Raw genomic sequence first — 22,113 nt, 5'->3', positions numbered from 1 at the left:
GGCTTGCCTTCGGATAGCTTCGGTCGGCGCCGCCTGCTGCTGGTGCTCAGCAAGACTCCTGAAACTCATCCTGCCTACAGCTGCGGCGAGTCCTTCGGGTCGGTGTTTCGTGCCTATGCGCTGATTACCCGTCAGCCGCAGGCGCAGGTGGTTCATCCTGTGCATGGGTTTGTCGTTTGCCATTATCACCGCTTCGCCCTTCGTCTACATCGAGTATTACGGCGTGTCGTCGCAGGACTACGGTTGGTTGTTGGGAGCTTTCGTTTTGCGGGGTTGCCATCCTGCTCAATGCCAGATAAGACCATCCCTAGCAGCTAGTCGGACTTGATTTCACGAATGGCACTCAGTTGCGAAGGCTAATCGGCGCTGCAGAGGAAGGGAGAGATTCCTGCTGACAATCATCATTTTCTTTATAGGCGCCACATGCCGCCCGCCGCACAATCGACTCACATCTTGGAGAGTCGATCGTCGTGAAAATACAAGAACTCCCAGCTGACGATAGTTCCTGCGGCTGGTTCCATCTCAGCAGGAACCGCACGGCCCGTCCGGCTCACGCCGGCCAGGCCCGCGCCCGCTGGGCGGTGGTGGGGGCCGGGTTCACCGGCTTGGCTACCGCACGGCAGTTGGCCCTGAAGTTCCCCAAAGATGAAGTCGTGCTGGTCGAAGCCCAGCAGGTGGGCTATGGCGCTTCGGGCAGAAATTCCGGGTTCGCCATCGACCTGCCGCATGACCTCGGCGCTCCCGATTACATCGGTAATCCGGCGACCGCCCGGATGAATCTGCAGCTGAACCACGCGGCACAGGAGATCATCAAGCGCCTGGTTTCCCAGTTCGCAATCGATTGCCAGTTGAGCCCGATTGGCAAATATCAGGCCGGGATCGAGGGCAAGTGGCTACGTGTCCTGGAAGCCTACAAAAGCGGGCTGGACAAGCTCGGGCAGGCGTACGAGATCATCGATGGCAAGGACCTGCCTTCCCATATAGGTACCTCGTTCTAACGCAAGGCGCTGTTCACGCCCGGCACCATCCTGTTGCTGCCGGCGGCACTGGTGAAGGACTTGGCCGACAGTCTGCCGAGCAATGTCGCCCCGGTGAAGGATCGGTATTTCAAAGTACAAGGGGCGCGTCGATGGGTGTTCTCATGTGCTGAAAAATCCGCCGATGGTTGGAAGCGTCAGTACACGTTAGTGGACGCCTCGGGTACGCCAATTGTGCGGCATATCAAGATCAAGGCCGCTGCCAACCCTCACGACCCTGCATGGGATGAGTACTTCGAATCCCGATGGGGCAAAAGAATGCTTATCTCCCCAAAGGGTCGGGCCAAGCTGTACCGGGTGTGGCTACAGCAAGGTGGCCGCTGCTGCGCATGCCTTAAACCGGTCACCAAAGACACACCATGGCACAGCCGCCATTGTGTGAAGCTGAGTCATGGTGGGACGGATGCGGCCGCTAATCTTGAGATCTACCACCTACGTTGCCCAAGGGATGTGCAATTTGCCAATGTCGACGATGTATAACCGGGTGCCCAATGGCGCCTTAGCAGAGGCTTGAGCCGTGTGCTGGGAAACTCGCATGCACGGTTCTTAGGGGGTTGGACGCGGGTAACCGCATCTGACTACCCGACAACCAGATCCGGCCGTGGGCCCTTGGACGCTCGAATTGGTTGTTTACCGGGTCGCTACGCAGCGGCAAACGGGCGGCGGCGATCATGAGCCTGATCCAGTCGGCACGCATGAATGGGCATGAACCGTATGCCTATTTGAAGGATGTGCTGACGCGCCTGCCGACGCAGAAGGCCAGCGCCCTGGCCGAGCTGCTGCCGTACAACTGGGTATCCACCGGCAAGGTGTAATGCCCGTTCGCTTACCCTGGCTGCGCCGTTTATGCCAGTTTTCCTGCGAAACTCGACATTTTGTGCGGCTCCGAGCAGGTTGTTGACCTGCCTCTGGGGCGGGCTTATGCGACATTTCCAAGGGTTTAATTCGATAAAAAGAAAAAAGTGACGTCACTATTGCTTTTATTTCATTTTGACACTAACTTGCTGCAAAAGATGGTGTGGAGAAGCGGCAATGAAACAAGAAAAAACAACGTTTATGTCGGTGATATCGACATTTCTTACACGCAAGTAGGCAGCGGTCCGGCTGTGTTGTTTATTGGTGCTGCGATTGCCCGTCAGCTCGCGCAGGACGGTATGCACGCCGTCATCACCGCATTGTCTGTGGCCATTGCCAGCACCTAGCATCTGTCAACCGACCTAGTAGATCACAATAACATTCAAGGATTTCACGCATGGCTAGTAATGCTCGCTTCAACTGGGAAGACCCTCTGCTGCTGGATCAACAACTGACCGAAGAAGAGCGCATGGTGCGCGACAGTGCCCAGCAGTTCGCCGATGACAAGCTTGCACCTCGCGTGCTGGAAGCATTCCGTCACGAGCAGACTGACCCGAAGATCTTCCGCGAGATGGGCGAAACCGGCCTGCTCGGCGCGACCATCCCCGAAGCCTACGGCGGCAGCGGTTTGAACTACGTATGCTACGGCCTGATCGCCCGCGAAGTGGAGCGCGTCGACTCCGGCTACCGCTCTATGATGAGCGTGCAGTCGTCCCTGGTGATGGTGCCAATCAACGAATTCGGTAATGAAGCCACCAAGCAGAAGTACCTGCCAAAGCTGGCCAGCGGCGAATATATCGGTTGTTTCGGTCTGACCGAGCCGGACCATGGTTCCGACCCAGGTTCGATGATCACCCGCGCCAAGAAAGTGGACGGCGGCTACCTCCTGACTGGTGTCAAAATGTGGATCACGAACTCGCCAATCGCTGACGTATTCGTGGTCTGGGCGAAAGACGACGCCGGCGAAATCCGCGGCTTCGTGCTGGAGAAAGGCTGGCAGGGTCTGAGCGCCCCGGCGATCCACGGCAAGGTTGGTCTGCGTGCATCGATCACCGGCGAAATCGTTATGGACAACGTGTTTTGTCCTGAAGAAAACGCCTTCCCGGATGTACGTGGCCTGCGCGGCCCGTTCACCTGCCTGAACTCGGCTCGCTACGGCATCAGCTGGGGTGCCCTGGGCGCCGCCGAAGACTGCTGGCACACCGCCCGCCAGTACACCCTGGACCGCAAGCAGTTCGGCCGTCCGTTGGCACAAACTCAGCTGATCCAGAAGAAACTGGCTGACATGCAGACCGAGATCACTTTGGCCCTGCAAGGCTGCCTGCGTCTGGGCCGCATGAAAGACGAAGGCACTGCTGCGGTGGAAATCACCTCGATCATGAAGCGCAACAGCTGTGGCAAGTCGCTGGAAATTGCCCGTATGGCCCGCGATATGCTGGGCGGCAACGGCATCAGCGACGAGTTCGGTGTAGCCCGCCATCTGGTCAACCTGGAAGTGGTCAATACCTACGAAGGCACCCACGACGTTCACGCGCTGATCCTCGGCCGTGCACAGACCGGCCTGCAGGCGTTCTTCTGATCACCGCCTGACAGGACAGGGCGTTAACCGCGCCCCACCAGGCTGCGAGCCGTCGCGTGAACAACATGCACATGCTCGTATGTGTGTAGCGGGCGCCCCAAAACGGGGCTGCCGACACGCCAATCCCTAGCGCCCAATAGCAAGGTTCTGGCCCGCTACTGGGCTCTGGAGCTGACTGATTCCAGGGTTTGCATGGGACGGGGGATCTACCCGCGCCTCGTCCAGCAAAACAGTCGACCTGATTCTGATTGCAGAGTTTTTCTAGCACGTGGCCATGGTGTCGGGACTCGTTACGTCCCCTGCTTGCCCTTGCCCGCATTTAGATAATTGTTCCGAGGGACGTTTGCCATGTACACCCTTATTGATTACGCCGTGATGGACGATCTGGCCCTGATTGGTCTGGCTCGAGCCCCCGTCAATGCCATGGGTCACGGTTTGCGCGGCGAGTTGCTGAGCGCTTTGCGTGATGCCTGCGCCGATCCAGCCGCGAAGGCCATCGTGATCTACGGTCGCGACCTACCATTCTGTGCGGGCGCGGATATTGTTGAATTCGAGGTGGGTGGCTTCTGGCAAGAGCCGAGCCTGCCTGAGCTGCTTAATGAGTTGTCGTGCAGCAGCAAACCCGTCATTGCTGCTATTGCTGGGCTGGCCCTTGGTGGCGGCTTGGAGTTGGCCATGGCCTGCGGTTATCGCATCAGCGAGCCCAAGGCGCGTCTGAGCTTGCCGGAGATTAATCTGGGCTTACTGCCGGGCGCAGGTGGCACCCAGCGCCTACCGCGTCTGATCGGCGCTGAGCAGGCGTTGGAGTTAATGTTGTCCGGGCAACCTGTAAACGCCGGGCGCGCCCTGGAGTTGGGTTTACTCGACCGAGTGGCCGGATCTGCCAGCAGCCTGCGGGATGAGGCCTGCGCCTTTGCCCGCGAGTTGCTGACTGGCAACGCACCTGCACAACCCAGCAGCCGACATCCTCAGCCTGGTAGCGCGTTGCCCATCGATTTTTTCAGCACCTATGCGACGCAGAAGGCCGGCAAATGTGCTGGTCAGGTTGCCCCGCAAATGATTCTGTCGGCCGTACAAGCGGCCTGCGAGCTGCCGTTGCAGGAAGGCCTGACGCTTGAGCTTGGGCTGTTCACCGATGCCATGGCTTCACCGCAGTCCAAGGCTCTGCGTCATTTGTTCTTCGCTGAGCGCGAGGCAGGCAAGGTGCCAAACCTCGACAGCAACTTGCCACTGCGTCCCATCAATAAAGTCGCGGTGATCGGTGCGGGCACCATGGGCGGCGGCATCGCCATGAATTTCGTCAACATCGGTATCCCGGTGCTGCTGCTTGAGCAAAAAGCTGAAGCCTTGGAGCGCGGCCTCGGGCAAATCCGCAAGAACTACGAGATCACCGCCAAGCGCGGCAAGTTGACTCAAGAGCAGGTCGAACAGCGCACGTCTCTGCTCAGCGGCAGCTTGGACTATGCCGACCTGGCGGATGCCGATCTGGTGATTGAAGCCGTGTTTGAGAGCATGGATGTAAAACGTCAGGTGTTCATGACCTTAGATAAGGTCTGCAAACCCGGAGCGATTCTCTCCACCAATACCTCAACCCTCGATGTTGATCAGATCGCCGCCTTCACCAGCCGCCCGCAGGATGTGATCGGGCTGCACTTCTTCAGCCCTGCCAATGTCATGCGCCTGCTGGAAATAGTGCGCGGCAAAGAAACCGCTCCGGACGTGCTGGCTACCGCGCTCAAACTCGGTAAGCAGATCGGTAAGCTGGGGGTGGTGTCCGGAGTTTGTCACGGCTTTATCGGCAATCGCATGCTTGAGCCCTATTCCCGCGAGGCCTATCGCCTGCTGCTGGAGGGTGCCAGCCCGGCGCAGGTCGACCGCGTGCTCACCGCCCTTGGCTTCAACATGGGCGTGCTGAGCATGTACGACCTGGTGGGTATCGACGTCGGCTATCTGATCCGTACGCCGATGCGCGCCGTGCTGGGCGAAGACCCCAGTTACTGCCGACTGGCTGACGAGCTGTACGCGCTGGGTCGCTTTGGTCAGAAGACTGGCCGCGGAACTTACATCTACGAAGGTCGCGAGCGTCAGGACGACTCTGAAGTACTGGCCATGACCGAGGGGCTGGCGGCCGAGTTGGGGATCGAACGTCGCGTCATCAGTGATCAGGAAATCCATGACCGCTGCCTGTTCGCGCTGATCAACGAAGGTATCCAGATTCTTGATGAAGGTATTGCCCTGCGCGCAGGCGATATCGACTTGGTGTGGACCTGCGGTTATGGCTTCCCTACCTGGTTAGGTGGCCCGCTGCATTACGCCGAACACCTGGGCCTCAGCCGCGTACTTGAGGGTTTGCGCCACTACCGTGCCCAGCTGGGAGCCTACGGTGAACTGTGGTTCAAACCTGCGCCACTACTTGAACAACTGGTTGCTGCGGGCCTGAACCGCATCAACAAAGCCTGACACCACTCATTACTCGGTAAGAGGACAGCTTTCATGCAACAGCAACAACGTGAAGTCGTGATAGTCAGCGGTGTGCGTTCGGCCATCGGTGATTTCGACGGCAGCCTGAAAGATTTTTCACCCAGCGCATTGGGCTCCTTGGTCGCCAGCGAAGCGCTGAAGCGGGTTGGCGTAAATGGCAGCGACGTGGATCAGGTGGTGTTTGGCAACGTCATCCACACCGAAGCGGTGGATATGTACCTGTCACGCCTTGTCGCCCTGAACAGCGGTGTTAGTGATGCGTCTACCGCTCTGACCCTCAACCGTCTGTGCGGCTCGGGCCTGCAGGCGATCATCACTGCGGCGCAGAATATCCTGCTTGGCGACAGTGAAATTGCCCTGGCGGGCGGCGCAGAAAGCATGAGCCGTGCCCCTTACTCTGTACCCGCGCTGCGCTTCGGCGCACGTATGGGCGACAGCGGTATGGTCGATATGATGCTGGGCGCGCTGACCGATCCGCTGCACAAGGTGCATATGGGTATCACGGCGGAAAATGTGCGCCGCACCTACAACATATCCCGCGAAGATCAGGACGCGCTGGCCGTCGAGTCGCACCGTCGTGCGGCTCAGGCCATCGAAGAGGGCCGCTTCAAGGCGCAGATCCTGCCGATCACACTGAAAAGCCGCCGCGGCGACGTGCAGTTCGACACCGACGAGCACGTACGCGCGCAATTGACCGTCGACGATCTGGCCAAGCTGAAACCTGCTTTTGAGCGTAACGACGGCACGGTCACCGCAGGCAATGCCTCCAGCCTTAATGACGGCGCTGCTGCGGTAGTGCTGATGGAACGTTCCGTTGCCGAGGCGCGTGGCCTCAAGCCGCTGGCGCGGATGCTGTCTTATGCCGTGGCCGGTGTTGATCCGTTGCACATGGGTATTGGCCCGGTTCCGGCGTCCAAACTGGCCCTTGAGCGTGCCGGTCTTAGCGTCAGCGACCTTGATGTAGTCGAAGCCAACGAAGCATTCGCCGCTCAGGCTTGCGCCGTGACTCAAGAGCTTGGTTTAGACCCGGCCAAAGTTAACCCCAATGGCTCCGGCATTTCCCTTGGTCACCCGATCGGTGCTACCGGCGCACTAATTACCATCAAGGCCCTTTACGAGCTTGAACGAAGTGGCGGTCGCTACGCGCTAGTCACTATGTGCATCGGCGGTGGCCAGGGCATCGCTGCAATTTTTGAACGGGTCTGAGAGAGGAGAGCTGTATGAAAGTACTGGTCGCTATAAAGCGAGTGGTCGACTACAACGTCAAAGTTCGCGTCAAAGCGGACAACAGCGGCGTTGATCTTGCCAACGTCAAGATGTCGATGAACCCTTTCTGCGAAATCGCCGTGGAAGAAGCTGTACGTCTGAAAGAGAAAGGCGTGGCGAGCGAAATCGTCGTCGTCACCATCGGCCCGGCCACTGCTCAAGAGCAGTTGCGTACCGCACTGGCACTGGGTGCTGACCGTGCGATTTTGGTTGAGTCTGGCGACGAGCTGAACTCCCTGGCTGTGGCCAAGCTGCTCAAGGCAGTGGTCGACAAAGAGCAGCCGCAGTTGGTGATCCTGGGTAAGCAGGCCATCGACAGCGACAACAATCAGACCGGCCAGATGCTCGGTGCGCTGACTGGCTTCGCCCAGGGCACCTTCGCCTCCAAGGTTGTAGTGGCTGGCGACAAGGTCAATGTAACCCGCGAAATCGACGGCGGTCTGCAGACTGTAGCGTTGAACCTGCCGGCTATCGTGACCACCGACCTGCGTCTGAACGAGCCGCGCTACGCGTCGCTGCCGAACATCATGAAAGCCAAGAAAAAGCCGCTGGAAACTGTTACTCCGGCTGATCTGGGCGTTTCCACCGCTTCCACCGTCAAGACTCTGAAAGTCGAAGCGCCTGCTACCCGCAGCGCTGGCATCAAGGTCAAGTCCGTGGCTGAACTGGTCGAGAAACTGAAGAACGAGGCGAAGGTAATCTAAATGACTATCCTGATTATCGCTGAACACACCAATGCTGCCCTGGCTGCCGCTACCCTGAACACCGTTGCTGCTGCGCAGAAGATCGGTGGCGACATTCACGTTCTGGTGGCCGGTGCAAATGCTGGCGCTGCTGCCGATGCCGCTGGCAAGATCGCTGGCGTAGCCAAGGTCCTGGTTGCCAACAACGCCGCCTATGCCAACCAACTGCCGGAAAACGTCGCGCCGCTGGTTGCTGCTCTTGTGAATGGCGAGGGGGGCAAGGGCTACAGCCACATCATGGCTGCTGCTACCAGTAATGGTAAGAACATTTTGCCGCGCGTTGCCGCTGCGCTGGACGTTGATCAGATCTCGGAAATCATCGCTGTTGAAAGCGCTGACACCTTCAAGCGTCCGATCTACGCCGGTAATGCTATCGCCACCGTACAGTCCTCCGCTGCGGTGAAAGTGATCACCGTGCGTAGCACTGGTTTCGATCCGGTTGCTGCCGAAGGCGGCAGTGCTGCTGTTGAAGCAGTGAACGGCGCAGCTGACGCTGGTAAATCGGCTTTCGTCGGCGAAGAACTGGCCAAGTCGGACCGTCCTGAACTGACCGCTGCCAAGATCGTCATTTCCGGTGGTCGTGGCATGCAGAACGGCGACAACTTCAAACACCTGTACGCGCTGGCCGACAAGCTAGGCGCTGCAGTGGGTGCCTCACGCGCCGCCGTTGACGCAGGCTTTGTACCGAACGACATGCAGGTCGGTCAGACCGGCAAGATCGTTGCGCCAGAGCTGTACATCGCCGTCGGTATCTCCGGCGCGATTCAGCACCTGGCCGGCATGAAAGACTCCAAAGTGATCGTTGCGATCAACAAGGACGAGGAAGCGCCGATCTTCCAGGTGGCGGACTACAGCCTGGTGGCAGACCTGTTCGAAGCTGTGCCAGAGCTGAGCGCTTTGCTCGGTTGATGTCGGTAGAAGGGCAGCGCTCATGTTGCCCTTTTACTTTTGCAGCCCCGTTACCAAGCCGTGAGGATAACAACACATGCAACGCGAATTTATGGAGTTCGACGTCGTCATCGTCGGCGCCGGCCCTGCTGGTTTGTCCGCCGCCTGCCGATTGAAGCAGAAAGCCGCCGAAACGGGTAAAGAAATCAGCGTCTGCGTGGTCGAAAAAGGCTCGGAAGTCGGCGCGCACATTCTTTCCGGTGCGGTGTTCGAGCCGCGTGCATTGAATGAACTGTTCCCCGACTGGAAGGAGCTCGGCGCGCCGCTCAACACCCAAGTCAAGCGCGACGACATCTACGTGCTCAGCAACGCAGAGAAGGCCACCAAGATCCCGGACTTCTTTGTGCCCAATACCATGCACAACCATGGCAACTACATTATCTCCCTGGGTAACCTGTGCCGCTGGTTGGCCCAGCAGGCCGAGAACCTCGGCGTAGAAATTTACCCAGGCTTCGCCGCTCAGGAAGCGCTGATCGATGAGAACGGCTCGGTCTACGGCATTCTTACTGGTGATCTGGGCGTCGACCGCGAAGGTCACCCGAAAGAGGGTTACTACACCCCCGGTATGGAACTGCGTGCCAAGTACACCCTGTTCGCCGAAGGCTGTCGTGGCCATATCGGCAAGCAGCTGATCAAGAAACTCAACCTCGACTCCGAAGCCGATGCTCAGCATTACGGCATCGGCCTCAAGGAAATCTGGGACATCGACCCAGCCAAACACGAGCAAGGCCTGGTGGTGCACACCGCTGGTTGGCCACTGGACGTTGCCAAGAACGAAAACACCGGCGGCTCCTTCATTTATCACCTGGAAAACAACCAGGTAGTAGTTGGCCTGATCGTCGACCTGTCGTACAGCAACCCGCACCTGTCGCCGTTCGATGAGTTCCAGCGCTACAAACATCACCCGGTGATTGCCCAGTACCTGGAAGGCGGCAAACGCGTCGCTTACGGTGCTCGCGCCATCTGCAAAGGCGGTCTCAACTCCCTGCCGAAAATGGTCTTCAACGGTGGCGCCCTGATCGGTTGCGACCTGGGCACCTTGAACTTCGCCAAGATCAAGGGCAGCCACACTGCGATGAAGTCCGGCATGCTGGCTGCTGAAGCCGTGGCTGATGCACTGTTTGCTGGCAAAGGAGGCGGCGATCAACTGACCGGCTATGTCGATGCATTCAAGGCCAGCTGGCTGTACGATGAACTGTTCCGCAGCCGCAACTTCGGCCCGGCTCTGCACAAGTTTGGCCCGCTGGTCGGTGGCGGCTTCAACTGGCTGGATCAGAACATCTTTGGCGGTAAGATCCCCTTCACCCTGCACGACACCAAGCCGGATTACGCCTGCCTGAAGCCGGCAGCAGACGCGCAGAAGATCAGCTACCCGAAACCCGATGGCAAGCTCAGCTTCGATAAGCTCAGCTCGGTATTCCTCTCCAACACCAACCATGAAGAGGAACAACCTTGCCACCTGAAGCTCACTGACCCAAGCATTCCGCTGAGCAAGAACCTACCGCTCTACGACGAACCGGCACAGCGCTACTGCCCGGCCGGGGTGTACGAAATCGTCACCCAGGAAGACGGCGAGAAAAAGTTCCAGATCAACGCGCAGAACTGCGTGCACTGCAAAACCTGTGACATCAAGGACCCAGCCCAGAACATCACCTGGGTGGCCCCTGAGGGCATCGGCGGGCCTAACTACCCCAATATGTAACGCGTCATCGCAAGGCGACTGGCTGCGCCGGTTGTAGCAGTTTGCCTGCGATGCTCAACTTTTTGCGCGGTCCTGAGCAGGCCGTTGGCCTGCGTCTGGAACGGTGGTTTGCGACTTTTCTACAGGCTTTTTTTGTAAGAAAGAAAAAGTGACGTCACTATTGCTTTTATTTCATTTTGGCACTAATTTACTGCAAAAGATGCTGTGGAGAAGCGGCAATGCAACATGAAAAAAACAATGTTTCTGTCGGTGATATCGACATTTCTTACACGCAAGTAGGCAGCGGTCCGGCTGTGGTATTCATCCACGGGTTGGCCGAAGACAAGAGCAGTTGGAACGCTATTGTCGAGCAGCTCGCTGGCTCCTTCACCTGCTACTCAGTTGATCTGCGCGGGCATGCTGAAACCACTCTCGGCAACCCACAAGGCAGCGTTTCGCAACTGGCTGACGACCTTATCGGTTTCGTTAAAACCGTCACCGGCCCGGCTGCTTGTGTGGGTTACTCGCTTGGTGGCGTGATTGTTCTGGCGGCAGCGCTGAAATCCCCCGTATTGATCAAGCATGCCATTGTGGCTGGTACCTCCAGTAAGGTCGGTCGGGCTGCCCAACAGTTCTTCCGCGAGCGCATAGAGCTGCTGAAAACTGACCCATTCAGCTTCGCCGGCGAACTCTCAAAAGATACTGACGCACAGATCATTCAAGCGCGCGACATGGTTGATCAGGTTGCACTCAAGCGCGTAGCAGCGGTGGGCAAAGGTGCCGGTTACATCAACGCAGCTCAAGCCATGGTTGGCCTGGGCGACGCTCCAATGACTGAACAACTGGGAGCGATCTTGTCTCCGGTAGACATCATTCATGCCGATCGGGACGTGTTCTGCCCGGCCAAAGCCGCTGACATGCTCAAAGAAGCCATGCCTAACGCCGGTTACTACGAAGTAGCGGGTGCAGGTCACCTTATGAGCGTCGACCAGCCAGCGCTTTACGCGCAGACAATTGACGCAGCGCTGACTGCCAGAATTTCTTAAAAAATAAACAACTCAGAGACTTAGAAAATGAAAGCTGAAAGAAAAGTTGCCATCGTAACTGCTGCTGCAGGTGCTGGTATTGGTGCTGCGATTGCCCGTCAGCTCGCGCAGGACGGTATGCACGTCGTCATCACCGACATCCATGAAGTGCGCCGCAACAAGCTCTCCGAAGAGCTGCAGGCGGAAACCGGTATCGAGTGCCCGGCTTATATGCTGGATGTCGCTGACTTCAGTTCCGCAGAACAACTGTGCCGTGAAGTCTATGAGAAGTTCGGCCGAATCGACGTTCTGGTTAACAACGCTGGCTGGAGCAAGATCGAGAAGGTTGCCGAGATGTCGCTGGAAACCTGGCAGAAGTGCATCGACATCGACCTGACCGGCACTTTCAGCTGCATGCGTCATGCGCTGCCTTACATGATCAAGGGCGGCAGCGGCAACATCATCAACATCTCCTCTATTTCTGGCTGGGAGATGACTGAAGAGCACGGCGCGGCATACTCCGCCGCCAAAGCTGGCGTAATGGCGTTGACCCGTGTGGCTGCGGCTGAAAACGGCCGTCACGGTATTCGTGTTAACGCGGTGGTTCCGGGCCTGATCTACAATGATTTCCTGCGCCGCATATACCCAGACAGCTTTTTCGATGGCTACTTGGAGAACCGCTCGGTTGTCGGTCGCTTGGGCACTCCCGAAGATGTTGCGCACCTCGTATCGTTCCTGGCCAGCGACAAAGCGGGCTACATCACCGGCGAGTCCTACGGCATCAGTGGCGGGGTTCATCCGCATGCCTGACCGTCACGCTGCTGAGAATCAGAGCCTGGCGTCGGCGGAGGGGCTGGTTCAGCTCTTCCGCACCGGCCAAGCCTCTCCCTTGGAAATTGCCGAACTGTCGCTGAGCAAAATCGACCAGTTGGACGGCAATTGCCGCGCAATGCTTACGCGCATGGATGATCTTGCACGCGAGCAGGCCAAGGCAGCTGAAAAGGCCTACCGTGATGGCAGCGCCGGCCCGTTGGCAGGTGTGCCAGTGACCATTAAAGATACTTTTGATGTGGCTGGTTTCGTCTCTACCCGCGGCTCGCTGGTGTACCAAAACTACAGGGCGTTTGAGGACAGCGGCGTTGTGCGTCGCCTGCGCAAAGCCGGTGCCGTGTTCGTAGGTAAAACCAACACCGCAGAGTGCGGTCAGTCAGCCACTAACGAAAACCGGCTGCCGTACGTCGTGCGTAACCCATGGAATACCGAAAAATCACCGGGCGGCTCCAGTGGCGGTGCGGCGGTTTCAGTTGCAGCAGGCTATGCGCCGCTGGCATTGGGTGCGGACGGTGGCGGTTCGATCCGCATTCCGGCCTCGTTCACCGGTGTATATGGCATCAAGCCAACTTATGCCAGTTGCATGGATGAAGGCGGCTTCCGTGGTATGAGCGAGTTCTGCTGCCCAGGCCCACTGACCAATAAAGTTGCCGATGCGCGCCGCTTCCTAGGTGTGCTGATGGAGACTGATTTCAGTCGCCGTGAGCAGCGTGGGTTGCGCATCGCATATATCCCCAATCCAGAAGGTAACCCGGTCGACAGCGCTGTGGCAGCCGCCGTGAGGAAGGTGGCTGAGCTGCTGCAAAGCCTGGGGCACAACGTTGAACAACCTGACCTCGATTTGTCGGGTTGGTTTGATGTTTTCGGTCCGCTCGTTCTGGCAGAAGAATGGCGCGAGCGTGGGCATATCCTGGATATCGCACCGCACTTACTCTCCAACTATGAGCTGTCCAGCCTCAATGCTGCCCGTGATCTGACGCCGGAGAAAATCGCCAGTGCGCGTGCACAGCATTTTGTCTACCGCACTCAGGTCGACCGCCTGTTTGACAGGTACGACATCATCCTGACGCCGACCACGGCAACCACCACGTTCGATATCGGTACACGGCCTGAGTCGATCAATGGTGTGAAAACGTCGCGTGTCTGGGGTCCGTTCCCGTTCACCGCCGCGTTCAACGTGGCAGGTAACCCTGCCGCGTCTATTCCCTGTGGTCTGGCCAACGAGTTGCCGGTCGGTGCGCAGTTGGTGGCACGTGTGGGGGCAGACCCTCTGCTGCTGGATATTTCCGAAGCCTTGGAAGAGGCGATCGGGTTCCAGTACCTGGGTAAGCCCAGCACGGCGCCGCGTAACCCGGAGCCATTGGCATGAGTGTCATTCGCTCACACGTCGATTCAGCGGGTGTACTGCGCATCTGCCTGGAGCGTCCGGATAAGCGCAACGCGCTGTCACGTCCAATGATTGCCGAGCTGCTCAGCACGATCAGCGCGGCAGCAACTCAGGACGTGCGGGTGATTGTGCTGAGCGGCAGCGGTCCGTGCTTTAGCGCCGGAGCGGATTTTGCCGAGATCACCGGCACCGTGGCCGACGAGCAGTACGACGATGCCGTAGCCGAGTTGACTGCGGCGATTCGTGGGTCAAAGGCCGTCGTTGTGGCCTCCATTCACGGGGTGTGCATGGGGGCTGCGCTGGACGTGGCAATGGCTTGTGACCTGCGGGTGACTGCAGCGCGCACACGCTTTGCCCTGCCGGCTGCCAAGGTCGGCATTTTATACAACCCCGATAGCCTCGCGCACATGCTGCGCTCGGTCACACCGGCGGCCATGGCACGCCTGCTGCTGCAAGCCGACACGCTCAACGGCGCAGAAGCAGCCACAGCAGGCATCGCCACACACCTGGTTGAAGACAACGATCTGCAATCACAAACCGACGCCATCGCTGTCGCGATTGCGGCTTTGCCAGCCGGTGCTGTGTACGCCGCCAAAGCGGCGCTGAACTCGCATTTAGCTGATGAGTTTGTGGCACACGAGTGGCAGCAACTGCGCCGCGATCTGCTTGGCTCCAGCGACCGGAACAGAATTATTTCAACAATCAAAAAGGGCTAGAAGATGACTACCGCCTTACCTTCGACCTTCCAGGAACTCATTGGCTACGATCTGGGGACCAGCGAGATCGCCTACACCAAGCGTGATGCGATCCTCTACGCACTGGCCTGTGGTGCCAAAGCCTCCGACCTGTCCCTGGTTTACGAGCGTGATCTGAAAGTACTGCCGGGTTACGCCTGTGCGCTGGGTCTGTGGGCTGTTGAAAAAACCGGCGCGCTGGGTGTTTATGACCCCAAGCGCTCGCTGCACGCGTCCCAATCGCTGGTCATGCATGCAGAACTGCCACGCAGCGGCCGTTTTGAGAGCCGTGGCAAGGTGGTCGCTGCTTGGGATAAGGGCAAGGCCACCATTGTAGAAATTGAAGTCACCAGCGAGTTCTTTACCCTGGGTTACTCCATCTTCCTGCCGGGTGTTGGTGGCTGGGGGGGCAGCAACACACCGGCGAAAACCGCAGATGCGCAGGTCCCTGCACTGCATCCGGGCTCGGTGTTCACCACCTCCGAACAACACGCGGCGTTGTACCGCCTGACCGGTGACCTGCACCCCATCCACATCGACACCAGTGTTGCTCAGGCCAACGGCTTCGAGCGACCTATCCTGCACGGCCTGTGCACCTTGGGCATTGCGCTGCGCGAGGTTGCTGAAAATCTGGGTGTTGATCCGACCAGCCTGCAATCCATGTCAGTACGCCTGAGCGCACCGGTATTACCGGGCGCGTCCATCGCAGTCTCGCTGGCGAGCGCAAACGGCCAGGTGCGCTTTGAGGCGCATGACAACGGTACTGCCGTTCTGAAAGACGGCGTTGTTTCTTTCAAATAGGACGTAGTGCCTAGCGATTGGTCCCTGGCGCATGCGAGGTGGCCCATACGGTACGTAGAGAGAGGATAAGAAGATGTCGCACGATGTAGATGAGATGGAAGTAGTTGTTGGCGTAAAGCGCTTCTTGCAGAGCGAGGTTATCCCGCGCGTGGCGGAGATCGAGGCCGGGGATGAATTCCCTCAGGACATCCTCGACAAGATGGCGGAGCTAGGCCTGTTCGGCATGCCAGTACCGGAAGAGTTTGGCGGTATTAACCTGTCGCTGGCTGAGTACGTGGCCATCATGGAAGAGCTGGCGGCTGGCTGGTCGTCCCTGCCTAGCTTCCTCAATAGCCACTGCACCGTTGCGCGCATCCTCACTTTGTTCGGTACCGACGCGCAAAAGAGCAACTACCTGCCGCGCCTGGCCGATGGCAGCGGCCGCGGAGCGATTAGCCTAACTGAGCCGGGCGCAGGGTCTGACCTCAAATCCATCCGTACCACAGCCCGTGAAAACGCCGATGGTAGCTATACCCTCAGCGGGGACAAAGTGTTCATCACTAACGGTATGCGGGCCGGTCTGCATCTAGTGCTTGCGCGTACCATTCCTGCAGGCAATGCCTCCAGTACCGAGAGCAATATAAGCCTGTTCATACTCGAGCGCGATACGCCTGGTTTCGAGTTGACCCGCCTGATCGACAAGATGGCCTTCCATCATGTTGACACCGCAGAGTTACGCTTCGAAAACGTGCAACTTCCGAAAGAATCCCTAGTTGGCGGTGTGATCGGGAAGGGCTTGTCGCAACTTCTGTCGGTGATTGAAGTCGGGCGGATAGCCATGGCAGGTAGTGCGGTGGGGCTGGCGCGCGCAGCACTGGATACTGCCCTTCGTTACTCGCAAGAGCGTCAGGCTTTTGGTGTGCCGATTTGCAAGCATCAGGCTATTCAAATTCACCTGGCCAACATGGGTACTGAGCTGACCGCTGCGCGTTGTCTGGTCCGTGAAGCCGTACGTCAGAAAGAGAAACTGGGTCGCGCCGACATGATGGCCTCGATGGCCAAAGTGTTCGCCACCGAAGCAGGTATCAACATCACCCGCGAAGCCATGCGCGTACTTGGCGGTTATGGCTATGTGGCGGAGTTCCCAGCCGAGCGTTTCTACCGCGAGGCACCGCTGTACATGCTCACCGAAGGTTCCAACGAAATTCAACGCAACATCATTGCCCGCGGAATGTTGGCGAGCGATGGCCCGACTCTACTCGGTCTGGTGTAACGGGGAACCGATCATGAAAAGCAAATACAAGAATATTGTTGCACCGGTCTTCGCTTTCGGACGCAATGCGCCCGAAAGCGTGGCCTTGATTCATGATGACATCGTGCTGTCCTACAGCGCCTTGTCGGCCTCGGTACTGAAGGCTGCCCGTGTGCTGCAAGAGCAGGATATCGGCAGCGGTGATCGTGTGGCGATGATCTCTACAAACCGTGTTGATGTACTGGTTAACTACCTGGCTGTGGCATTTATCGGGGCGACCTTTGTCCCGGTTAACGCAGGTTACGCCGCCAGTGAGATTCGCTACATCATCGATCACAGCGAGCCCAAGCTGGTTATCTGTATGGAAGATTTGCTCGACAAATACCTTGCAGGGATTGACGGCATTGTTAATGCACCGGCGCTGCTGAGCCTTGAGCAATACGCTGTCAAAGTCGCTGTCGCTGAGCCGCTAGCAGAAAGCGAGATGTGGCAAAAGCCGGAAGACTTGGTGCTTATCTGCTACACCTCTGGCACCACTGCCGCGCCTAAAGGTGTGCCAGTGTCGCACCTCAACGAGATGGAATCGGCCACCGCCTACGGCAACATGTGGACCATGAGCGCGGCGGACAAAGTCCTGGTGGCGCTGCCGCTGACGTTCTCCTACGGCCTGCATGCCGCCTCGTACGTAGCCCTGTCGCATGGCGCAGCGACGATTATCCTGCCGCGTTTTAAGCCCGAGTTGGTACTTAATGCTATGCAGCAGTACCGCCCGACCACCTTCCCGGGTGTGCCGACCATGTATGCCATTCTGGCGGAGTACGCCAAAGAGCAGGGGATCAAACCCGACCTGTCTTTCCTGCGTGTGGCCATGTGCTCGGGTGCCGCCTTGACCGAACAGGTTAAGGACGACTGCAAAGCCTACCTGGGTATTGAGGTCAGCCCTTACTACGCCATGACTGAAATCCGCCCGATCTTCTCGTTTGACTTGCGTCGCGAGCGCGCACCTAGCAAGGGCTCGTCAGGCTATCTGATTGAACCAACTGAAGTGCGTTTGATTGACGACGCCGGTAACGATGTTGCGCCGGGTGAGCGGGGCGAGTTGCTGGTCAAAGGCCCAAGCTTCTATGGCGAATACTTCAAAGATCCGGCGCGCACGGCTGAAGCGCTTGAGAACGGCTGGTTCAAAACCGGTGACATCGTCACTGTCGATGAGCATGGCTGCTACTTCATCGTCGGCCGTAAGCGCGAACAGATTATTTCCGGTGGGGCCAAAATCGCACCGATTGAAGTTGAAGAAATTCTTATGAAACACAGCGGTGTTGCATCCGCCGCAGTGATCGGTAAGGCCGACCCGAAATATGGCGAAATCGTTAAAGCGGTGGTGGTTAAGCGTGATCCTGAGGTCACTGCCGAGGAGTTGATCAACTTCTGCTCAAGCTACCTGGCTGCTTACAAAGTTCCGAAAATCGTCGACTTCATCGCCGAAATGCCCATCGCCAGTTCCGGGAAGGTTCTCAAAAGCGCGCTCTCATAACACTGTTTCGCCCCACAAGTTAAGTCCGGTGAATCGGGGGTGGCTTGTGGGCTAACAGCAGCAAAGTCAAGCATTAACAAAGATAATAAAGGAAATGCAAATGAAGAAGTTAGGAATATTGCTTATTACGACAATAGTAGTAATGGCTGGTAACAGCTACTCCCTGGCTGAGACCAAACCGGTCGAGGTGCTCACCGCGGTGTCGGCCTATCCTGGCTCCTCGGATTTGGGAAAGGACTTTATTAACTACATCGCCCTAGTCAATGAAATGGGTAAGGGCGTTGTACAGATTAAGCACAAAGGTGGACCTGAAACCGGTCCAGCGTCTGAGCAGGGCACCATGCTGTCCAACGGCATCGTGGACATGCTCCACACGCCTTCGGTTTACCTCTCCGGACGCTTCCCAGAGGCGGATGTCTTTGCCGCCAAAACCAAAACCGCCACAGAAGTACGTGAAGCTGGTGGTGTTGAGCTCTACAACGAGTCTTTGGGCAAGCGCCTGAACTCTCAGCTCATCGCCTTTGCCGACGGCGATTACGGCCTGTACATCTTCACCACACGCAAACCGAAGATCCTGGCCAATGGTGTTCCGGATTTGCGTGGTTTTAGCCTGCGCGCCATTCCGCTGTACATGCCGGTTTACGAAAAACTCGGCGCCACCAGTTTGGTGATCCCATACGGCGAAACCTACAGTGCGCTGGAGCGTGGCATGGTCGATGGCGTGGGCTTCACGATCACTGACGTCGAGCGCGCCGGCTGGGCGACTTACCTCAAGTATGTGATCAAACCGCGTATGTTCACCGGCAGCGTGGCGATTTTCGCCAACAACGACAGCATTAACCGGCTATCTCCACAGGCCCGCGAAATTCTGACTCAGGCATCGCTGAAATTTGAAAACGACCTGTATGCGCTGTATGGCGAACGTGAGAAGAACGCGACTAAGTCACTGCAAAAGCTCGGCATGGAAGAGCTGGTCTTGAGTGACGAAGGACGCGCCAACTTCGCAGCCATCGCGAAAAGCTCCTATCGCGACTTTCTCGAAAGAAACAAAAGTACCTTCAACTTCGAGTTAGACGGGGTTATGAAAATCTACACCCACGATTAATCAGAGTCATGCCCAAAGCGTCTCGCAAAAATATAAATACTTACAGTTGTATAGGTGAAAAATGACGTTTCTGTATCGCATTGAAAAATTGATGGACGCGATTAACAAAGTGGCGCTGTATACCGCCGCTGCGTTAATAGCTTTGTTGCTGTATGGCGTACTCTACGCCGCCATTGCACGCATTGTTATGGACCAGCCACCGCTGTGGCCGGACCCGATAACCGCTTACGCTTTAATGTTGGCCACCTTGTTTGCCGCGCCCCAAGTCATGCGCGACGGCCAGCATATTGTGGTCGATGCACTGATCAAGTCTGTATCAGTCAAGGTCCGCCGTGTGCTGTTGCTGGTCGGCCTTTTTATCACCACGGTCACGTGCGCAGTCATGGCGGTGTATGCTGCCCAAGTGACCGCCATTGCTATTGAAAATGGCTATCTGGATGCGCGGGCCATTTCTGTTCCGTTCGCAGTTCTGACCGCACCGATTACTTTTTGCTTCGGCATGATGTCGCTTCAAGCGGTCAGGAGTTTCCTGCTGGTTTATTTTCGTCTCGAAATTAACAACAAGTAATAGGTGGAGATATGGAATGGTATTTCGTTGTTACTGCCTTCATATTAGGCACTATGCTGCTGGCAGCTTTGGGTATGCCAGTAGCCGTTGCCTTTATTACCGTCAACCTAGTTGCAGCCTTTGCTCTGATGGGCGGCGACGTCGGTATTCAGCAGGTTATCTATAACTCCACCCAGTCGATTTCGACGTTTACCTTGATTCCAGTGGCGTTATTTATCCTGATGGGCGAGCTGTTCTTCCGAACAGGGCTGGCCACTCGGGTATTCGATGCCGTTGAACTACTGATGGGCCGTGTACCCGGTCGCTTGTCGTTCGTGGCGGTGTCCGGCGGCACTATTTTCGCCACACTGTCCGGTTCCAGCATGGCCAACACGGCGATGATGGGCACCACACTGGCACCGACCATGTTCGAGAAAAAGTATCACCAGAACATGGTGTATGGCCCGATCATGGGCGCCGGCTGCATCGCGGCGCTGATTCCGCCGTCCAGTCTTGCAGTGTTGCTGGCCACGCTGGGTAACATGAACATCGGTAACTTGCTGGTGGGTGGGATTGTACCGGGCCTGATCATTGCGGCTGCCTACATGCTGCTGATTGGTGTGCAAGTGGTGATCAATCCGGACCATGCACCGGCCTATGACGTGGAAATAAAAAGCTGGCGCAAAAACTTCCTGCAGGCTATGGGCGAGCTGCTGCCGATGTGCGTGATCGTCTTCGCTGTCATCGGTCTGTTGGTCATGGGGGTGGCTACACCGACTGAATCCTCCGCATTCGGTGTGGTAGCAGTATTTTTGGTGGCGCTGTTCAAAGGCCGCGTTGACCTCAAAACCCTGATCACCAGCCTGGTGGCATCATCGCGCAGCACGTCGCTGCTGCTGATTATCCTGCTCAGCTCCGCGGCGTTCGCGCAACTCCTGTCCTTCAGTGGTGCCAGCAGTGAGGCAGTAAAGTTTGCACTGTCCTTTGACCTGGGAACCTACGAAGTCCTCCTGATGATGCTGCTGGTGCTGTTGATTCTGGGCATGTTTGTTGATCAGACCTCGATGATGATGATCACCTTCCCGATACTCCTGCCGCTGGTTGCCGCCCTGAAACTGGACATGATCTGGTTCGGAGTGATGGTGCTGATCACCCTCGAAATGTCGTTGATTACTCCTCCCTTGGGCCTGCTGCTGTTTGTAATGATGGGGGTGTCCCCGAAAGATACCACTTACTGGGAAATTATCCGCGCGGCAATACCTTACTTTCTTGTGCAGTTAGTGGTTTTGCTGGCCATTGTTTATTGGCCGCAAATTGTGACTTGGCTTCCCAGTAAAATGTAGTTCGATTGGGTTATGGTTTTAAATGGTGCACCGTTCCTGTCTGTTTGGCTGAATTAAATAGGCAGGAACTTTAACGACGTATCCTTCTGCGGATAGGGTTGAGGAGAGATAATGGAATCTAACCAGAGTGAAGTTAAGCCGTCCCAGGCATTAACCCCAAAGGGTCAGCGTACCCGAAAGAATATTTTGGACGCTGCACGCCGGGTCTTTTCTTCATCAGGATATGTGGGTATGAGGATGACGGACGTGGCGTCTGAGGCAGGCTTGTCGCTTGGTGCGCTGTACCGCTATTTCGAGCAAAAGGACGATCTCTTTTTGTCGGTGGTTGAAGATATTCATGAGGAATTATACGCAGTCACTCGTGCGGGCTACACAGGGTCATTTAAAAAAGAACCCTATGAAACGTTGTACAGATCCAATCTTGGGTATATGAGGCATTACTATGAAAATCGCGAGGTGATGCGTGCTTTCATTGAGGCCACCATGGTCGATACCCGATATAGGGATATGTGGTGGTATATGCGTGAGCGCCATATAAAGCCAGTCGTGGCGGCACTTTACCGTGATCACGGTATCAGCGAGATTCGTGGTGTAAGTGCTACAAAGGTGGTTGAGGCGCTGGCTTCTACAACTGAGCAATCGGCGTTTGTCTGGTTTTCTCAGGCGCAACTGTGTAGTGATATTACGGACGTTACGACAGCTGCTAAAGTTATTACTGATATCTGGTATTTCGCACTGTTTGAGTCAGTTGATAGAGTATAGTTTAGGTGGCGTTGTGATGCGTTAGATGTATTTGCGACGCAGTGATAGGTGGTTTTTAAAGTGATTTAAGGTAGTCTGCGTGATAGCGCGCGGAGTGCGTTTCTATTATCTTGTATAGCGTATTTGGGCAGGCCTCTTATATAGGGCTTGTGGGTTTTGTTTGCGTAGTTTTTATTTCTTTATTCATGCTCAGATTTTTATTGCTGTGCCTGCAACAGAAAGT

Annotated in this window: 18 protein-coding genes and 2 pseudogenes; all 20 read left to right on the top strand. The window is 56.9% G+C overall.

Translation table 11 applies throughout. The annotated features are described in order from the left end of the window. Nucleotides 1-470 precede the first annotated feature (470 nt). Nucleotides 471-1,088, top strand: a pseudogene (locus KDW96_RS06225) (NAD(P)/FAD-dependent oxidoreductase); the annotation flags it as partial. A 533-nt stretch (nt 1,089-1,621) separates the two neighbouring features. Continuing rightward, nucleotides 1,622-1,852, top strand: a pseudogene (locus KDW96_RS06220) (transposase domain-containing protein); the annotation flags it as partial. Between the two features lie 147 nt (nt 1,853-1,999). Then, a complete protein-coding gene (locus KDW96_RS06215) occupies nt 2,000-2,239 on the top strand; it encodes a hypothetical protein (RefSeq protein WP_255839572.1) in 240 nt (79 codons plus the stop codon). A gap of 50 nt (nt 2,240-2,289) precedes the next feature. Further along, nucleotides 2,290-3,471: an acyl-CoA dehydrogenase gene (locus tag KDW96_RS06210; RefSeq protein ID WP_255839571.1), complete on the top strand. Its 1,182-nt coding sequence runs from the start codon at nt 2,290-2,292 to the stop codon at nt 3,469-3,471. Nucleotides 3,472-3,819: 348 nt separating this feature from the next. Then, the gene (locus KDW96_RS06205) at nt 3,820-5,931 is read left to right on the top strand and encodes an enoyl-CoA hydratase/isomerase family protein (RefSeq protein ID WP_255839570.1); all 2,112 of its coding nucleotides are present in this window, start codon (nt 3,820-3,822) and stop codon (nt 5,929-5,931) included. Nucleotides 5,932-5,964: 33 nt separating this feature from the next. Then, a complete protein-coding gene (locus KDW96_RS06200) occupies nt 5,965-7,158 on the top strand; it encodes an acetyl-CoA C-acyltransferase family protein (RefSeq protein ID WP_255839569.1) in 1,194 nt (397 codons plus the stop codon). 14 nt (nt 7,159-7,172) lie between these two features. Further along, complete coding sequence (locus tag KDW96_RS06195) at nt 7,173-7,922, top strand: electron transfer flavoprotein subunit beta/FixA family protein (RefSeq protein WP_255839568.1); 750 nt, start codon at nt 7,173-7,175, stop codon at nt 7,920-7,922. Next, nucleotides 7,923-8,870 carry an electron transfer flavoprotein subunit alpha/FixB family protein gene (locus tag KDW96_RS06190; protein WP_255839567.1) on the top strand — a complete coding sequence of 316 codons (948 nt, stop codon included), beginning with the start codon at nt 7,923-7,925 and terminating at the stop codon, nt 8,868-8,870. A 76-nt stretch (nt 8,871-8,946) separates the two neighbouring features. Next, nucleotides 8,947-10,611 carry an electron transfer flavoprotein-ubiquinone oxidoreductase gene (locus KDW96_RS06185; RefSeq protein WP_255839566.1) on the top strand — a complete coding sequence of 555 codons (1,665 nt, stop codon included), beginning with the start codon at nt 8,947-8,949 and terminating at the stop codon, nt 10,609-10,611. A gap of 218 nt (nt 10,612-10,829) precedes the next feature. After that, complete coding sequence (locus KDW96_RS06180) at nt 10,830-11,636, top strand: alpha/beta fold hydrolase (protein WP_255839565.1); 807 nt, start codon at nt 10,830-10,832, stop codon at nt 11,634-11,636. A 27-nt stretch (nt 11,637-11,663) separates the two neighbouring features. Next, complete coding sequence (locus tag KDW96_RS06175; RefSeq protein WP_255839564.1) at nt 11,664-12,425, top strand: SDR family NAD(P)-dependent oxidoreductase; 762 nt, start codon at nt 11,664-11,666, stop codon at nt 12,423-12,425. Then, nucleotides 12,418-13,815 (top strand): amidase, encoded by a 1,398-nt coding sequence (locus KDW96_RS06170; protein WP_255839562.1) that lies wholly within the window; start codon nt 12,418-12,420, stop codon nt 13,813-13,815. The genes KDW96_RS06175 and KDW96_RS06170 overlap by 8 nt, the downstream gene beginning before the upstream one ends. Continuing rightward, the gene (locus KDW96_RS06165) at nt 13,812-14,549 is read left to right on the top strand and encodes an enoyl-CoA hydratase/isomerase family protein (RefSeq protein ID WP_255839561.1); all 738 of its coding nucleotides are present in this window, start codon (nt 13,812-13,814) and stop codon (nt 14,547-14,549) included. Before KDW96_RS06170 ends, KDW96_RS06165 begins: the two co-directional genes overlap by 4 nt. A 3-nt stretch (nt 14,550-14,552) precedes the next feature. Continuing rightward, complete coding sequence (locus tag KDW96_RS06160) at nt 14,553-15,368, top strand: MaoC/PaaZ C-terminal domain-containing protein (protein WP_255839560.1); 816 nt, start codon at nt 14,553-14,555, stop codon at nt 15,366-15,368. A gap of 73 nt (nt 15,369-15,441) precedes the next feature. Further along, on the top strand, nt 15,442-16,620 hold the full coding sequence (locus KDW96_RS06155) for an acyl-CoA dehydrogenase family protein (protein ID WP_255839559.1): 1,179 nt from the start codon (nt 15,442-15,444) through the stop codon (nt 16,618-16,620). 13 nt (nt 16,621-16,633) lie between these two features. Continuing rightward, nucleotides 16,634-18,133, top strand: coding sequence for a class I adenylate-forming enzyme family protein (locus KDW96_RS06150; protein WP_255839558.1), 1,500 nt, complete (start codon nt 16,634-16,636; stop codon nt 18,131-18,133). A gap of 100 nt (nt 18,134-18,233) precedes the next feature. After that, nucleotides 18,234-19,238: a TRAP transporter substrate-binding protein DctP gene (gene dctP / locus KDW96_RS06145; RefSeq protein WP_255839557.1), complete on the top strand. Its 1,005-nt coding sequence runs from the start codon at nt 18,234-18,236 to the stop codon at nt 19,236-19,238. Nucleotides 19,239-19,299: 61 nt separating this feature from the next. Continuing rightward, nucleotides 19,300-19,806 (top strand): TRAP transporter small permease, encoded by a 507-nt coding sequence (locus KDW96_RS06140; protein WP_255839556.1) that lies wholly within the window; start codon nt 19,300-19,302, stop codon nt 19,804-19,806. Between the two features lie 11 nt (nt 19,807-19,817). After that, on the top strand, nt 19,818-21,128 hold the full coding sequence (locus tag KDW96_RS06135; RefSeq protein ID WP_255839555.1) for a TRAP transporter large permease: 1,311 nt from the start codon (nt 19,818-19,820) through the stop codon (nt 21,126-21,128). A 111-nt stretch (nt 21,129-21,239) separates the two neighbouring features. Next, nucleotides 21,240-21,890 carry a TetR/AcrR family transcriptional regulator gene (locus KDW96_RS06130; RefSeq protein ID WP_255839554.1) on the top strand — a complete coding sequence of 217 codons (651 nt, stop codon included), beginning with the start codon at nt 21,240-21,242 and terminating at the stop codon, nt 21,888-21,890. The last annotated feature ends 223 nt before the right edge of the window (nt 21,891-22,113 follow it).

It is taken from the genome of Pseudomonas benzenivorans, assembly GCF_024397895.1.
GTDB classification, from domain to species: Bacteria; Pseudomonadota; Gammaproteobacteria; order Pseudomonadales; family Pseudomonadaceae; genus Aquipseudomonas; species Aquipseudomonas benzenivorans_A.
Note: the sequence above shows the minus strand (reverse complement) of the source record. Positions and strands in the feature narration are given on the sequence as shown.

Excerpts from the sequence above, each read along its gene's own strand:
- KDW96_RS06210 (WP_255839571.1), top strand. The coding sequence starts at position 2,290 with ATGGCTAGTAATGCTCGCTTCAACTGGGAAGACCCTCTGCTGCTGGAT.
- KDW96_RS06205 (WP_255839570.1), top strand. The coding sequence starts at position 3,820 with ATGTACACCCTTATTGATTACGCCGTGATGGACGATCTGGCCCTGATT.
- KDW96_RS06200 (WP_255839569.1), top strand. The coding sequence starts at position 5,965 with ATGCAACAGCAACAACGTGAAGTCGTGATAGTCAGCGGTGTGCGTTCG.
- KDW96_RS06195 (WP_255839568.1), top strand. The coding sequence starts at position 7,173 with ATGAAAGTACTGGTCGCTATAAAGCGAGTGGTCGACTACAACGTCAAA.
- KDW96_RS06190 (WP_255839567.1), top strand. The coding sequence starts at position 7,923 with ATGACTATCCTGATTATCGCTGAACACACCAATGCTGCCCTGGCTGCC.
- KDW96_RS06185 (WP_255839566.1), top strand. The coding sequence starts at position 8,947 with ATGCAACGCGAATTTATGGAGTTCGACGTCGTCATCGTCGGCGCCGGC.
- KDW96_RS06180 (WP_255839565.1), top strand. The coding sequence starts at position 10,830 with ATGCAACATGAAAAAAACAATGTTTCTGTCGGTGATATCGACATTTCT.
- KDW96_RS06175 (WP_255839564.1), top strand. The coding sequence starts at position 11,664 with ATGAAAGCTGAAAGAAAAGTTGCCATCGTAACTGCTGCTGCAGGTGCT.
- KDW96_RS06170 (WP_255839562.1), top strand. The coding sequence starts at position 12,418 with ATGCCTGACCGTCACGCTGCTGAGAATCAGAGCCTGGCGTCGGCGGAG.
- KDW96_RS06165 (WP_255839561.1), top strand. The coding sequence starts at position 13,812 with ATGAGTGTCATTCGCTCACACGTCGATTCAGCGGGTGTACTGCGCATC.
- KDW96_RS06160 (WP_255839560.1), top strand. The coding sequence starts at position 14,553 with ATGACTACCGCCTTACCTTCGACCTTCCAGGAACTCATTGGCTACGAT.
- KDW96_RS06155 (WP_255839559.1), top strand. The coding sequence starts at position 15,442 with ATGTCGCACGATGTAGATGAGATGGAAGTAGTTGTTGGCGTAAAGCGC.
- KDW96_RS06150 (WP_255839558.1), top strand. The coding sequence starts at position 16,634 with ATGAAAAGCAAATACAAGAATATTGTTGCACCGGTCTTCGCTTTCGGA.
- dctP (WP_255839557.1), top strand. The coding sequence starts at position 18,234 with ATGAAGAAGTTAGGAATATTGCTTATTACGACAATAGTAGTAATGGCT.
- KDW96_RS06140 (WP_255839556.1), top strand. The coding sequence starts at position 19,300 with ATGACGTTTCTGTATCGCATTGAAAAATTGATGGACGCGATTAACAAA.
- KDW96_RS06135 (WP_255839555.1), top strand. The coding sequence starts at position 19,818 with ATGGAATGGTATTTCGTTGTTACTGCCTTCATATTAGGCACTATGCTG.
- KDW96_RS06130 (WP_255839554.1), top strand. The coding sequence starts at position 21,240 with ATGGAATCTAACCAGAGTGAAGTTAAGCCGTCCCAGGCATTAACCCCA.